The sequence below is a fragment of the Pararhodobacter sp. genome (assembly GCF_036802785.1).
Lineage (GTDB): Bacteria > Pseudomonadota > Alphaproteobacteria > Rhodobacterales > Rhodobacteraceae > Pararhodobacter.
Map to the genome: position 1 here is coordinate 53,820 of NZ_DAIRVN010000017.1, position 14,401 is coordinate 68,220.

Consider the following 14,401-nt stretch of genomic DNA (forward strand, 5'->3'; position numbering starts at 1 on the left):
TGGAGGGCTGGATCATGTCAGAACGTCCCGCAATCGTGGTGAACGGGGTATCGGGGCGCATGGGCCGGATGCTGGTGCAGGTTATCAGCCAGAGCGGTACCGCGCGCCTCGCGGGCGGGCTGGAGCGGCCGGGCCATGCCTGGGTCGGGCAGGATCTGGGCACGGCCATGGGCGGTGCCGCGCTTGGCGTCAGCGTGCATGATGACCCGGCGACGGCGCTGCGCGGCGCGCAGGCGGTCATCGACTTCACCACCCCCGCCGCCAGCCTCGCACTGGCCCCGCTGGCCGCGCGGCTCGGGGTGGTCCATGTGATCGGCACCACCGGCTTTGACGATGATGACCTGACAGCCATCACGGAGGCCGCGAAAACCGGGGTGATCGTGCGCGCCGGAAACATGAGCCTCGGTGTCAATCTCCTGATGGCGCTGACCCGCCGCGTCGCCGCCGCGCTGGATGCCGATTACGATATCGAAATTCTTGAGGCCCATCACCGGCACAAGGTCGATGCCCCTTCAGGCACCGCGCTGATGCTGGGCGAGGCTGCGGCGGCAGGGCGGGGCGTCAGCCTCGGCAATGCCAGCGACCGCGCACGCGACGGTATCACCGGGCCGCGCCAGCGGGGACATATCGGCTTCTCGGTGGTGCGCGGCGGTGACATCGTGGGCGAGCATGATGTGATCTTTGCCACTGAGGGCGAACGCATCGTGCTGCGCCACATCGCCACCGACCGCGCCGTCTTTGCCCGTGGCGCGCTCAAGGCCGCGCTCTGGGCTCAGGGGCGCGCGCCGGGCGAATATGACATGATCTCCGTCCTCGGCCTCGACCGCTGAGCACCCGCACACTGCGCCTGATTTCACCTGTTCAAAAAATATCCTGGGGGTGAATTGGCGCAGCCAAGAGGGGGCAAAGCCCCCTGTCTTCCCTGCAAAAGGTCCCTCAGGCGACCAGCGCCTCGGCGCGTTTGAGATCGACGCTGACAAGCTGGCTCACTCCCTGCTCGGCCATCGTCACCCCGAACAGACGATCCATCCGCGCCATGGTCAGCGCATTGTGGGTGATGATCAGAAACCGCGTCTCGGTGCGCCGCGTCATCTCATCGAGCAGGTCACAGAAGCGCACCACATTGGCGTCATCGAGCGGCGCATCCACCTCATCCAGCACACAGATCGGCGCGGGATTCGCCAGAAACACGCCAAAGATCAGCGCAAGCGCGGTCAGCGTCTGCTCGCCCCCGGACAGCAGGCTGAGCGAGGACAGCTTCTTGCCCGGCGGCTGGCACAGAATTTCCAACCCCGCCTCAAGCGGATCATCGGATTCGACCAACACCAGCCGCGCCTCCCCGCCGCCGAACAGATGGGTGAACAGCGTGGCGAAATTGGCGTTGACCTGATCGAACGCCGCCAGCAGCCGCTCGCGCCCCTCGCGGTTGAGCGCGGCGATACCGGCGCGCAGCTTGGTAATGGCGGCTTCCAGATCGGCCTTTTCGCGCTCAAGCGTGTCATGTTCCTCCTGCACGGCGCGGGCGTCTTCCTCGGCACGCAGGTTGACCGCACCCAAAGCATCACGGGCGCGTCGCAGCCGGGCGATTTCCAGTTCCAGATCGGCGGCAGAGGGCATGGTTTCCGGCTCGGTGTTCAGCCGGGCGAGCAGTTCCTGAGGCGTGGTCTCAAGGTCTTCGCCGATCCGCGCGGCAGCCAGTGATACGGCCTCGGCGGCGGCATCGACGCGGGCTTCGGCGCGGGCGCGGGCCTCGCGGGCCTCGCCCGCCGCGCGCTCGGACGCGCGCTCGGCCTCCTGCGCCTGACGCAGGGCGCTCTCGGTTGCCAGCAGCGCCTCGATGGCCGCGGTGCGCCGGGTTTCAGCCTCGGCGATGGCGTCGGAGAGTTCCTCGCGCTTGGCCATGATCTCTTCGGGTGCGGCGCTCGCTTCCTCAAGGGCCGCCGTCGCCTCGTCGGCGCGCTCTTCCAGATCGCGGATACGGGCGCTGGCGGTGTCCTTGCGGTTCTTCCAGCCCTCGACCTCGCGCGCGACTTCCTGCGCGCGTTTCAGACGGGCCGATCCGTCGCGGCGCAGCTCATCCTGCGCCGCGCGGCGCGACATCATGGCAATGCGCGCCGCCTCAACCTGCGTGCGTATCACCTCCAGCCCGGCGCGCGCGCTTTCCAGATCATCCAGCCCGGCAAGCTGGCCCTCGGCCTCGGCCAGCCGGGCCTGCGCCGCCGTGGCATCTTCCTCGATACGCCGCAGCGCCTGCCCGGCAGCTTCGCGGCGGGCCAGCGCGCGGCTGGCGTCAGATTCAGCGCGGCTCAGGGCGCGGCTGGCTTCCGTAAGGTGCTGATCGGCTGCACGTCGGGCCTCGCGGGCGGTGCGGTCGGCCTCGGTCGCGCGGGTCAGGGCGGCCTGCTGCAGGTGATGCCCCTCCTGCGCCGCGATCTGCCGGGCATTGACCTCCTCCAGCTCGGTGCGCAACTGCTCCAGCCGGTTCATCTGCACCAGCCGCAGCGCGGCGGTGCTGGAGGCATCCTCGCCGCGCAACATCAGCCCGTCCCAGCGCCACAGATCGCCATCGACCGTCACCAGCCGCTGGCCGGGTTGCAACAGCGGATGCAGCGCGGGCGCGGCGGCGTCGGTGACAAGGCCGATCTGCGACAGGCGGCGCGCCAGCTCGGACGGAGCGGTGACATGGGCGGAAAGCGGCTCTGCCCCCTCGGGCAGCGGGGCGGCGGCATCGGGATAGGGCGGCAGCGCATGCCAGCCGGTGCCCTGCGCCACGACGGGGGCGCGCAGATCATCGGCAAGCGCGGCACCCAGCGCCTGCTCATAGCCCGGCGCAACGCGGATCGCGTCCAGCACCTGCCCGCCGTCCACCGCATCGCGCGCCATCAGCCGCTCAAGCGCCGCAAGTTCCGCCCCCAGCGCACTGACCTCGCCCTCGGCCTCGGCCCGCGCGGCGCGGGCCTCCACCTCAGCCGCCTGAGCGTCAGCGCGGGCGGCCTCGGTTTCCAGCAACGCCTCCTCGGCGGCCTCCAGTGCCTCGCGCGCGGCCTCCTGCCCTTCCTCGGCGGCGATCTGGGTGGCGGCGGCGGTCTCCAGCGTATCGGTCGCCGCTTCGGCCTCGTCGCGCGCCGCAGCGGCGGCGGCCTCGGCGCGGGCCAGTTCGCTGGCGGCATCCTGCGCCTGACGCTGGACAGACTGATGCCGCGCCGCCAGCCGGGCCATATCCTCGGTCGCCTCGGACAGCAGCGCTTCGCAGTCGCTGAGCACGTCTCCGGCCTCGCGCGCCGCTTCGGTGGCTTCAGTCAGCCGCGCCTCATGCCCCTCACCCGCGCGGGCAAGCTGCTCCTCTTCCCACACCAGCCGGGCGATGGTTTCATCGGCATCCGAGGCCAACCCGGCCTCGCGCTGCGCATCCTGGCGCAACTGCTCAATCCGGGTGCTGAGCATGGCAATGGTTTCGCGCGCGCGGCTTTCCTGATCGCTGAGCGTGTCGCGCTGCACCTGAAGGCGTTGCAGAATAGCCCCGGCGATGGCCTCTTCCTCGCGCCGCGGCGGCAGCGCGTCTTCTGCGGTTTCGCGCTGGCTGCGGGCCTCGCGGGCGTCGCGCTCCGCCTGCGCTGAAAGGCGCGTGGCCTCCAGCAACAGCGCCTGCATCTGGGTGCGCGCCTCTTCGGCCTCGCGCCAGCGGCGATACAGGATCATCCCCTCGGCGCGGCGCAGGTCGGTGCCGATCTCGCGGTAGCGCGCGGCCTGCCGGGCCTGCCGGGCCAGCACCACAAGCTGCTGCGCCATCTGCTCAACCGTATCGCCGATCCGCGCCAGATTGGTCTCGGTCGCGTTCAGGCGCAGCTCGGCCTCATGCCTGCGCTGATAGAGGCCGGATATGCCCGCCGCCTCTTCCAGCACGCGCCGCCGGGCCTTGGGTTTGGCGTTGATCAGTTCCGATATCTGGCCCTGCCGCACCAGCGCCGGGCTGTGCGCGCCGGTCGAGGCATCGGCGAACAGCATCTGCACATCGCGCGCCCGCACCTCCTTGCCGTTGACCTTGTAGGCCGATCCGGCGTCCCGGGTAATCCGGCGGGTGATTTCCAGCAGGTCGCTGTCATTGAACCCGGCCGGGGCCAGCCGCTCGGCATTGTCGATCTGCAACGCCACCTCGGCAAAGGCCCGCGCGCCGCGCGCGCTGGTTCCGGCAAAGACCACGTCTTCCATGCCTGAGCCGCGCATCGCGGTGGGCCGGTTTTCACCCATGACCCAGCGCAGCGCCTCCAGCAGGTTGGACTTGCCGCAGCCATTTGGCCCGACAACGCCGGTCAGCCCCTCGCGGATGACCAGTTCGGTCGGATCGACGAAGCTTTTGAAACCGTTGAGGCGAAGGCGGGAGAAGCGCAAGGCGATGTCCTGTCAGAGTGGCCGCCAGTTTTGCCATGCCACCGCCCCGAGTCAAGCGAATGGCACAGGATATGGCGGGCCCCTGCCAGTTATCCACAAAATCTGCACTGCGGAAGGGTGCGACACCCTGTCACTTGCAAGAACATATTCAATAAATCATATTCGTTTCAACGAATGTTTTCACGAGGAGTCACCCCATGTCCCTGACATCCCGACCATCCGACAACTACGCACCCCTGTATTTCCTGGCTTCGCTGGGCGCAGGCGGGCTTTCGGTCACCTTCTTCATGTGGCTGATGCACTGGATCCCCCACCCCGGCCGCACCGTCCCGGTGTTTGAAGACATCGCGGCGGCCTTCAGCAGCGGCTCTGTCCTGACGCAGGGCATGATCGTGCTCGCCATGGCCGCAATCGCCTTCTTCGCCTTCCTCAACATCCGCTCCCTGATCTGGAATCTGGGCCGCTACAGCGCCTGGCGCAAATCCGATGCCTATGCGAAATTCGCGCAGACCAACGCGCAAAGCCAGATCATGGCGCTGCCGCTGGCGCTGGGGATGACGGTCAACGCCGCTTTCATTCTGGGGCTGGTCTTTGTGCCGGGGCTGTGGAGCGTGATCGAATACCTGTTCCCGCTGGCCATCATCGCCTTTGTCGCCATCGGCGTGCTCGCCTTCCGGCTTTATGCCGAATTTCTGGGCCGGGTGCTGACCGAGGGCGGCTTAAACATGGCGGCGAACAACAACTTCGGCCAGATCCTGCCCGCCTTTGCCTTTGCCATGACCGGCGTTGGCCTTGCCGCCCCGGCTGCCCTGTCTTCGGTGCAGGCGACCGCTGCCATCGGCCTCATGCTGTCAGGCTTTTTCTTCATCACCGCGCTGGTGATCGCCGCTGTGGCACTGGTGCTGGGTGTGCGCTCGATGCTTGAGAACGGCGTGGGGGTTGAGACCGCGCCGACCCTGATGATCCTGATCCCGATCACCACGATCCTGGGCATCCTTCTGCTGCGTCAGGAACATGGACTGGGCGAGCATTTCGCTGCACATGCCGAGGCGGCGGGCACGATGATGATGCTGACCCAGATGATCGCGTTTCAGGTGCTGTTCGGCATCCTCGGCTTCTTCGTGCTGGCGCGGCTGGGCTATGCCAAACGCTTCCTCTTTGGCCGCGACAATTCGGCCGGGGCTTATGCGCTGGTCTGCCCCGGGGTTGGCTTTGCGGTGCTGATGCAGTTCTGGATCAACAAGGGACTGGTCGGCGCGGGGCTGCTGGACAAATTCTCAGCCCCCTACTGGGCGCTCACCGCCATCGCGCTGATCTCGCAATTCGCCATGGTCTGGCTGGTGTTCCACCTCAACCGGCGCCATTTCGGCGCGGCCCGCGCGGCGGCGGCGGTTCCGGCGGAATAAGGCCTGCCATCCGGCAAGCAAAAGGGCGGCCCCCGGGCCGCCCTTTTCTTTCACCGCCCATCAACATCTAAAACCACACAGCCCCTACGCCACCACCACCGCGCGCCCGCGGCGGTCCTGCATTACATTCCAGGCCAGAAGCGCAAAAAACACCGCCAGCGCGACCCAGTGCGCCGCCTCCTGCACCGGCCAGATCAGTACCGCGCAGAGCACGGCCATCGCCACGCGCTGCACCCAGTTGATCGCGGCCTCCATATGCCCCTCCAGCGCGGCGGCCATGGCGTAAAGCGCGGCAGCGGTGAACAGCGTCACCTCCAGCTTTTCCCACAGGGTGCCGTGCAGGATCGGCGAAAAGGCGAACAGCAGCGGCACTACATAAAGCCCCTTGGCCATCTTCCACGCCGTGAAGCCCGTCGCCATCGGCTTTGACCCGGCGATGGCAGCGGCGGCAAAGGCGGTCAGACAAACCGGGGGCGTGACCGAACTGTCCTGACTGAGCCAGAAGATGATCAGATGTGCCGCCAGCAGCGCCGCGGTAATCGCCGCCGGGCTCAGCGCCTGCTCGACGATCATGCGATGAAACTCCGGCGGGGCGGCGGCGAAAATCTCGGCAGCCAGCTCGCGCGGCATGGGCTGGCCGATCAGCGCGGCATGTTCGGGCGCGCCCAGCGTCAGCATCGCCCCCACCGAACTGCCGATATCGCCTGAGGCGATCACGTTGATCAGCTCTGTCCGGGTCATCAGATCGGCAAGCGCCGGGGCAGACAGCGTGGCGATCACGATATAGGCCGCCGTCACCGGCAGCCCCATTCCCAGCACCAGCGAGGCCAGCGCGATCAGCACGATCGCCACCAGCACCGACCCGCCAGACCAGTTGCCGATCATCAGCGAGAAGGTGTTGCCGATTCCAGAGATGGTCACTGCCGAAATCACCACGCCGATGGCCACCAGCAGCACCGCCGTCAGGATCATGTTGCGGGTGCCGAGCGCCAGCGCCTCCAGCACCGCGCGGGGGCCAAGGGGGTTCTTTGTCACCCAGCTGCACACCACCACCGCGATAATGGCAAAACCGGCGGCATAGGTGGGGGTATAACCCCAGATCATCAGCCCCACGAGCACGGCAATGGGCAGGAAGAACGCCAGCCCGTTATCCTTGAGAACCTGCCACAGCGACTTACCCGCGCCCTCATCGGCGGCAAGGTTCAGCCGCTTGGCGGTGATGCGCACATAATAGCCCACCGATATAAAATACAGCAGTGCCGGCAGGATCGAGACGGCGGCGATGGTCAGATAAGGCACCTGCGTGAACGAGGCCATGACGAAGGCCCCGGCCCCCATGATCGGCGGCATGATCTGCCCGCCGGTGGAACTGGCAGCCTCGGTCGCGGCGGCGGTTTTCGCGGGAATGCCCGCGCGTTTCATCAGCGGGATGGTGATGGAGCCGGTGGAAACCGTATTGGCCACCGCCGAGCCCGAGATTGTGCCCATCAGCCCTGAACCGATGATCGCCACAATCCCCGGCCCGCCGATCATCCGCCGCGCCAGAACCTGCGCGAATTCGATGATGAACGCGCCTGCGCCTGAGCGCATCAGGAAGGCACCGAACAGGATAAACATGAACACAAAGCTGGACGAGATCCGCGCGACCGTGCCGAACATGCCGTCATCGGTGTAGAAGATGCGAAACAGCATCGTATCGGTGCGCAGCCCGGCGAAGGTCAGCATCCCGCCGACATGCCTGCCCCAGAAGGTGATATAGGTAAACGACAGGATGATCAGGATGGGGATGATCCAGCCCGTCGTGCGGCGCGTGAACTCAACCCCCAGCGCCAGCGCGGTCAGCGTGAAGAACCAGTCATGCCATGCAAATCCGGTCGTCTGGATGCGGCGATAGAACGACAGCTCGTTGAAATAGAGATAGGCGAAAAGGCTCAGCGCCAGCAGGCCCAGCACGATATCCACCGCCAGAACCAGCTTCTGCCCCATGGGCGTTTTCGCCTGCAGGGCCGGATAGAGCAACGCGCACAAAAAGCCGAAGCCCGCAAAATGGATCACCGATGTCCATAATTCAGACCAGGTGCCCAGCGTGTTGAACCAGATATGCAGCAGCGCAAAGCCGACCGAAAACCAGAAGGCGATGCGGCCGGGGATGCTGTCGTCGGGGCGGGTATAGCGGCTTTCCTCGTCGTCGGGAAACGGCGCGGCCACAGGCGGGGGCTGGCGGGTCATCGGGTCCTCATTGGCTGGCATATGCGCAGTCAGACAAGCCCGGCGGGCAGTGCCCGGCTTGCCTTCGTGCTTATGGCGGGCATCAGGCGGGCACGGCTATGCGCGCCCGCCCTTCTGCCGTTCAGTCAACTGGTGCGATATTGTCGGGGATGGTCAGCCCCGCCTCCTCATAATAGCGCGCGGCACCGGGGTGCAGGGGCAGCGGCAGCCCCGAAAGCGCGTTTTCCAGCGACATGTCGCAGGTTGCCGGGTGGATGTTGCACAGGAAGCCCAGGTTCTCATAGATCGTGCGCGTGAACAGATAGACATCCTCTTCGGGCACATCATCATTCACCGCCAGAAAGTTGGGCTGGGCAATGGTGACCAGATCGTCGTCAATCCCCGGATAGGTGCCGCCGGGAATGGTGATGTGGAAGTAAAGCCCGGTGCCGCCGTCAAACTGCGCCAGCTCTTCATCGGTGACCGACAGGAGGGTGACCTGATCACCCATCTGGGCCTTGGCGCGCGTCACGGTTCCCACGCCGATCCCGGAATTGATGTTCACCCCCATGATCCCGCCATTGATCAGCGTATCAATCGAGGGGCCGAACCCCTGATAGACCAGATCCCAGTTTTCATAATCAAAGCCGAAGTTCGACAGCAGGAAGATGTTGGAATGCTCGGTACCCGAATTGCGCGCGCCGATGGAAAAGCCATGCCCGGTCAGATTGGCAAGGTCAGCGGCCGTTCCGGTTTCCACAAGGCTGGAATGAATCAGGAAATGCTCCACATTCGGCCAGAGCATGGCAATGGAGCGCTGGTTTTCCTGCGGACCGGACTCAGCCAATGCGCCGGACCCGTCGCGCGCCCAGGCACCGAACAGGCCCTGCATGATGGCGAACTGCGCCTGATTTTCGCGCATCAGCACCGTGTTCTCGCCCGACCCGGCCGAGCTGATCGCCGACATGTCGATGCCATGCTCGTTCTGCAGGTGAATCTTGGCCAGCGTGGCCAGCGCCACCCCCACCGGGTAATAGGTACCGCCGGTGCCGGCGGTCGTCAGGACATAGCTGCGCGCCTGGGCATTGGCCATTCCGGCAAGGCCTGCCATCGGCAGTGCCATGGCTGCGGCCAGAACGGTTCTGCGCATGATGCTGTCGTTCATATTCTCTCTCCCTGTTTTCATTTTATTGGCCGGGTCCATGCCCGGTCTTTGAGGCGCCAGTTTGCGCCCTGCGGTAATTAGGGCTCAGCACGGGCATCATTTCAAGAAAAAACGCCCCGTTCCGGTCTGGAACGGGGCGCTTGCCGTGATCTTCAGGGGTGGTCAGCTGGCTTTCAGCGCACCGCGTTCGATCTGGTCACGCTCGATCGACTCGAACAGCGCCTTGAAATTGCCCTCGCCAAAGCCGTCATCGCCCTTGCGCTGGATGAACTCGAAAAAGATCGGGCCGATCACGGTTCTTGAGAAGATCTGCAGCAGGATCTTGGTTTCGCCACCATCCACAACCCCCTCGCCGTCGATCAGGATGCCGTGCTGCATCATCCGGTCCAGCGGCTCCTCATGGCCCACAACCCGCTCGTGGCTCAGCTCATAATAGGCGGGCGGCGGGGAGGGCATGAACTTCAGGCCACGCTCGGCGATGGTATCGACGCTGGAATAGATATCCTCGGTGCCGACCGCGATATGCTGGATGCCTTCACCGTTGTAGCGCTTGAGGTATTCGACAATCTGCCCGGTCTCGCCACGGTCCTCGTTGATCGGAATACGGATGCGCTGACAGGGTGAGGTCAGCGCGCGGCTCAGCAGCCCGCTGTGCTTGCCCTCGATATCGAAGAACCGGATTTCCTTGAAGCCGAAGATCTCGCCATAGAACTTGAACCAGACATCCATATTGCCCTTGTGGACATTGTGGGTCAGGTGATCGAGGTAGTAAAAGCCCACACCGGCAGGCTTGGGATCAGCGATGAAATCGAACTCGGCGCCGTAGGGGCCGGTCAGATCGTCGGTGCCATAGGCATCGGTGAAATAGATCAGGCTGCCACCGATGCCGCGGATTGCGGGCAGGTCCATCATCTTGCCGGGGCCTTCATAGGGCTCAGCCCCGCTTGCCACGGCATGTTCAAAGGCCTTGTCCTTGTCCACAACGCGCCAGCCCATCGACGGCGCGCAGGGGCCATGCTCTTCAACAAAGTCGCGCGCATGGCTGCCGGGTTCATCGTTCAGGACATAGGTGATATCGCCCTGCTGCCACAGTTCGATCGCGCGGGTCTTGTGCCGTGCGGTCACGACATACCCCATGCGCGTGAACAGCTCGCGCAGCTTTTCGGGCTCAGGATGCGCAAATTCGACGAATTCGAAGCCGTCGGTGCCAGCGGGGTTGCTGGCCGAGCTGATGGCGCGCGGGGCGGCATGCGGGAACGGACCCATGATTTCCTCCAAAGCTGTGTCTGAAATGCAGGATAGATCGAAGGCCTTGCGCCGGGCGCGCGAAATATGGCACGATCAGCGCACAAAATGCGTGTTTTACGCGCCAGATTCACAATATATGCGATGAATTATCGTGATTGACGAAACCGACACCCGAATCCTGGCAGCCATTCAGGAAAATGCCCTGCTGACCGCGCAGGAACTGGGCGCGCGCATCAACCTGTCGCCCAGTCAGGCTGCGCGCCGCCGCGTAAGGCTTGAGGCGGAGGGTTATGTCACTGCCGCCGTCGCCCGGGTTGATCCGGCGAAGGTGGGGCTGAACGTGCAGGCCTTCATTCAGGTGCAGATGGCCACCCATGCGCCCGAACAGGCCAAGGCCTTTGCCCGGCTGATCGCCACCCTGCCCGAAGTCGTCAACGCCTGGACCCTGACGGGCGAGGCCGATTACCTGTTGCGTATCTGGTGCGCCGATCTTGCGGCCCTCAACCGGCTGATCCATGAACGCCTGCTGCCCCACCCCGCCGTCTCGCGGGTGCAAAGCCAGATCGTGATGGACCAGTTGAAAAGCTTTGCCGGGCTGCCACTGTGAGCCAAAAACCCCTTTCCCCCGGAACGCCCCAGAAGCTATGTAGGGCCCATGAGTGACGATATCCCCCCGATCGACCCGGTCGAAGCCCCCCTTGCCGAACCGCTGCGCCGCGCACTGGGCGAGCGCTATCTGCAATATGCGCTGTCGACCATCATGCACCGCGCCCTGCCCGATGCGCGCGACGGGCTGAAGCCGGTGCACCGGCGCATCCTGTTCGCCATGCGGGAGTTGAAGCTGACCTCCACCGGGGGCTTTCGCAAATCGGCCAAGATCAGTGGCGATGTGATGGGCAACTATCACCCCCACGGCGATTCCGCGATTTATGACGCGATGGCGCGGCTGGCGCAGGATTTCAACGTCCGTTACCCGCTGGTCGATGGTCAGGGCAATTTCGGCAATATCGACGGCGACAACCCCGCCGCCAGCCGCTACACCGAAGCCCGCCTGACCGCCGTCGCCGAGGTTCTGCTGGAGGGACTGGCCGAAAACGCGGTTGATTACCGGCCCAATTATGACGGCACGCTGGAAGAGCCGGTGGTTCTGCCCGCAGCCTTCCCCAACCTTCTCGCCAATGGTTCGAGCGGGATTGCGGTGGGCATGGCCACCAACATTCCGCCGCACAACCTTGATGAGCTGATCGAAGGCTGCCACCGCCTGATCGCCGAGCCTGATCTGCCCGATGATGCGCTGGTTGACCTGATCCCCGGGCCTGACTTCCCCACCGGCGGCGTGATCGTCGAGCCGCGCGCATCAATCCTTGAGGCCTATCGCACCGGGCGCGGCGCGTTCCGGCTGCGCGCGAAATGGGAGGTGGAGCAGCTTCCGCGCGGGGTCTGGCAGATTGTGGTGACCGAGATCCCCTATCAGGTCCAGAAATCCAAGCTGATCGAAAAGCTGGCCGAGATCATCCACACCCGCAAAGTGCCGATTCTGGGCGATGTGCGCGACGAATCGGCCGATGACGTGCGCATCGTGCTTGAGCCGCGCTCAAAGAACGTCGATCCGGAAATGCTGATGGGCATGCTGTTCCGCAACTCGGACCTTGAGCTGCGCTTCAGCCTGAACATGAACGTGCTTATCGACGGGCGCACACCCAAAGTGTGTAGCCTGAAAGAGGTGCTGCGCGCCTTTCTTGATCACCGGCGCGAGGTGCTTCTGCGCCGCTCTCAGCACCGGCTGGACAAGATCGACCACCGGCTTGAGGTGCTCGAAGGCTTCATCATCGCCTATCTCAACCTTGACCGGGTGATCGACATCATCCGCTATGATGAGGCGCCGCGCGACGCGCTGATGCGCGAAACATGGGGCCGCGCCATCGCCCGCGCCACCGATGAGCGGGATTATGTCTCTCCCGCGCCGGGCGAGGGCGAACTGACCGAGGTGCAGGCCGAAGCCATCCTCAACATGCGCCTGCGCAGCCTGCGCCGCCTTGAAGAGATCGAACTGCGCAAAGAGCGCGACGCCCTGCTGAAAGAGCGCGCCGAGCTGGATGACCTGCTGGGCTCGGACCGCCGCCAGTGGAAGCGCATCGGCGAGGAGCTGCGCAAGGTTCAGACGCAATTCGGCAAGCACACCGATCTGGGCCGCCGCCGCACCCTCTTTGCCGAGGCCGTACAGGCCGAGGAAGTGCCGCTTGAAGCGATGATCGACCGCGAGCCGATCACGGTAGTCTGCTCGAAAATGGGCTGGATCAGGGCGATGAAGGGCCATGTCGCGCTTGATTCCGAGTTCAAGTTCAAGGATGGCGACGAGGGCCGCTTTGCCTTCCACGCCGAAACCACCGACAAGATCGTGCTCTTCGGCTCCAACGGGCGGTTCTACACGCTCTTGGGCGCCAACCTGCCCGGCGGGCGCGGCATGGGGGAGCCGGTGCGCCTGATGATCGACCTGCCCAATGAGGCGCAGATCGTCGATCTGTTCAAATTTCAGAGCGGCAAGCTGATCGTCGCCTCCTCCGAGGGGGATGGCTTCATCATCCCCGCCGACGAGCTGCTGGCGCAGACCCGCTCAGGCAAGCAGGTGCTGAACCTGCGCGAGGGGGTTCGTGCCCTGATCTGCCGCCCGGTGGCGGGCGATCATGTCGCGGTGGTGGGTGAAAACCGCAAGCTTCTGGTCTTCGCGCTGGATGAACTGCCCGAGATGAACCGGGGCAAGGGCGTTCGGCTGCAGAAATACAAGGACGGCGGGCTGAGCGACCTGACCACCCTCACCCTGACCGAAGGCCTCAGCTGGAAAGACCCGGCAGGGCGCACCCGGCATGAGGGCGATCTGGCCGAGTGGCTGGGCAAACGGGCGGGTTCGGGCCGGATGGCGCCGCGCGGCTTCCCGCGTGATAACCACTTTACCTGAGCGGGCGGGCAGCCCTTCTGCCCGCCGGATTGTCTTGGAGGCCACTTTGCTTTACCTCTGGGCCGGAACCGACAGGATATGCTGATGACTGCGATCTTTCCCCGCCTGCGCCTTGCCTTGCTCATGGCCGCCGCCGCCCTGCTTGCCGCCTGCGCCGATGGCCGCAATCTGGGCGAAGAACGCGCGGAGCTGGGTGATTTCCGGCTGTCTCATAACATTGTCGTCGCCAGCAACGCCCAGCTTGGCCCCCTCTCGCGCCGGGCCACCGCCGAGGAATGGGAAGAATCGATCCGCAATGCCGTCGCGCGGCGCTTTGAGCGCTATGAGGGCACGCGGCTTTACCACATCGCCGTTTCGGTCGATGCCTATGTGCTGGCGCTCCCGGGTGTCCCGCTGGTGGCCTCGCCGCGGTCGGTGCTGATCATCGGCGTGCATCTGTGGGATGATCAGCTGGGCCGCCCGCTCAATGAGGAACGCAAGCAGATCACGGTTCTTGAAAGCGTCTCGGGCGAGACGCTGCTCAGCTCAGGCCTTACCCAGAGCGGCGAACAGCAGATGCAGAATCTCGCCACCAATGCCGCCCTCCAGATCGAGATGTGGCTGGCCGAGAACCCGCAATGGTTCAACACCCAGGCCCCCGCCGCCGGAACGCTGAGCGCCACCGGCGAGGTGACCGCAGACGAAGCCGAAGCGGCAACCGGCGAGGCGGCGGAAGAACCCGGTGAGGAAATCAGAGTGTTGCCCGCCTCTGCCGAAGACACGGCGCCGGAACCCGCCGAAGAGGACGCCTGACGCCACGCTCTGCCCCTGTCGTCAGTCCCCGCGCAAAAACCCGCCACTACCCGCTTGATTTTTCCCCGCTTCCTGAGTAGGAGGCGCGCGATGTTGGCCGGGCCAGCAGGTGGGGCGCCCCCACCCTGCCGCAACACCGGGGTGGGCCCGCCCCACCAAGCGATCAGATAAAGGAGCCCCTGATGGCGAAGGCAAAGTTTGAACGTAACAAACCGCATGTGAACATCGGGACCATTG

At 65.0% G+C, this 14,401-nt stretch carries 9 protein-coding genes; 5 read left to right on the forward strand and 4 right to left on the reverse strand.

The genetic code is table 11. The features are described from left to right. The first annotated feature begins 14 nt into the window (after window positions 1-14). A complete protein-coding gene (gene dapB, locus V7Q53_RS08405; RefSeq protein ID WP_333828086.1) occupies window positions 15-830 on the forward strand; it encodes a 4-hydroxy-tetrahydrodipicolinate reductase in 816 nt (271 codons plus the stop codon). A gap of 106 nt (window positions 831-936) precedes the next feature. Here dapB and V7Q53_RS08410 read toward each other — a convergent pair whose 3' ends face one another. Continuing rightward, window positions 937-4,389, reverse strand: a complete 3,453-nt coding sequence (locus V7Q53_RS08410) for a chromosome segregation SMC family protein (RefSeq protein WP_333828087.1) — start codon at window positions 4,387-4,389, stop codon at window positions 937-939. Between the two features lie 197 nt (window positions 4,390-4,586). Between V7Q53_RS08410 and V7Q53_RS08415 the strand changes: the two genes are divergently transcribed. Further along, a complete protein-coding gene (locus V7Q53_RS08415) occupies window positions 4,587-5,795 on the forward strand; it encodes a TsoY family (seleno)protein (protein WP_333828088.1) in 1,209 nt (402 codons plus the stop codon). Between the two features lie 84 nt (window positions 5,796-5,879). Here V7Q53_RS08415 and V7Q53_RS08420 read toward each other — a convergent pair whose 3' ends face one another. The 3 genes from V7Q53_RS08420 to hppD all read right to left on the reverse strand — a co-directional run bounded on the left by V7Q53_RS08420 (window position 5,880) and on the right by hppD (window position 10,434). Then, complete coding sequence (locus V7Q53_RS08420) at window positions 5,880-8,024, reverse strand: TRAP transporter permease (protein WP_333828089.1); 2,145 nt, start codon at window positions 8,022-8,024, stop codon at window positions 5,880-5,882. A 121-nt stretch (window positions 8,025-8,145) separates the two neighbouring features. After that, window positions 8,146-9,168, reverse strand: a complete 1,023-nt coding sequence (locus tag V7Q53_RS08425) for a TAXI family TRAP transporter solute-binding subunit (RefSeq protein WP_333828090.1) — start codon at window positions 9,166-9,168, stop codon at window positions 8,146-8,148. Window positions 9,169-9,330: 162 nt separating this feature from the next. Further along, a complete protein-coding gene (gene hppD, locus V7Q53_RS08430) occupies window positions 9,331-10,434 on the reverse strand; it encodes a 4-hydroxyphenylpyruvate dioxygenase (RefSeq protein ID WP_333828091.1) in 1,104 nt (367 codons plus the stop codon). Window positions 10,435-10,567: 133 nt separating this feature from the next. Between hppD and V7Q53_RS08435 the strand changes: the two genes are divergently transcribed. The 3 genes from V7Q53_RS08435 to V7Q53_RS08445 all read left to right on the forward strand — a co-directional run bounded on the left by V7Q53_RS08435 (window position 10,568) and on the right by V7Q53_RS08445 (window position 14,164). Beyond that, entirely contained in the window at window positions 10,568-11,023 is a 456-nt protein-coding gene (locus V7Q53_RS08435) for an Lrp/AsnC family transcriptional regulator (protein ID WP_333828092.1), read from the forward strand. Between the two features lie 48 nt (window positions 11,024-11,071). After that, window positions 11,072-13,372: a DNA topoisomerase IV subunit A gene (gene parC, locus V7Q53_RS08440; RefSeq protein ID WP_333828093.1), complete on the forward strand. Its 2,301-nt coding sequence runs from the start codon at window positions 11,072-11,074 to the stop codon at window positions 13,370-13,372. Between the two features lie 84 nt (window positions 13,373-13,456). After that, window positions 13,457-14,164, forward strand: a complete 708-nt coding sequence (locus V7Q53_RS08445) for a hypothetical protein (protein ID WP_333828094.1) — start codon at window positions 13,457-13,459, stop codon at window positions 14,162-14,164. The last annotated feature ends 237 nt before the right edge of the window (window positions 14,165-14,401 follow it).

What these genes read in the sequence shown, in the direction of transcription:
- V7Q53_RS08415 (WP_333828088.1), top strand. Translation starts at nt 4,587, where the DNA reads ATGTCCCTGACATCCCGACCATCCGACAACTACGCACCCCTGTATTTC.
- hppD (WP_333828091.1), bottom strand. Translation starts at nt 10,434, where the DNA reads ATGGGTCCGTTCCCGCATGCCGCCCCGCGCGCCATCAGCTCGGCCAGC.
- dapB (WP_333828086.1), top strand. Translation starts at nt 15, where the DNA reads ATGTCAGAACGTCCCGCAATCGTGGTGAACGGGGTATCGGGGCGCATG.
- V7Q53_RS08445 (WP_333828094.1), top strand. Translation starts at nt 13,457, where the DNA reads ATGACTGCGATCTTTCCCCGCCTGCGCCTTGCCTTGCTCATGGCCGCC.
- V7Q53_RS08420 (WP_333828089.1), bottom strand. Translation starts at nt 8,024, where the DNA reads ATGACCCGCCAGCCCCCGCCTGTGGCCGCGCCGTTTCCCGACGACGAG.
- V7Q53_RS08425 (WP_333828090.1), bottom strand. Translation starts at nt 9,168, where the DNA reads ATGAACGACAGCATCATGCGCAGAACCGTTCTGGCCGCAGCCATGGCA.
- parC (WP_333828093.1), top strand. Translation starts at nt 11,072, where the DNA reads ATGAGTGACGATATCCCCCCGATCGACCCGGTCGAAGCCCCCCTTGCC.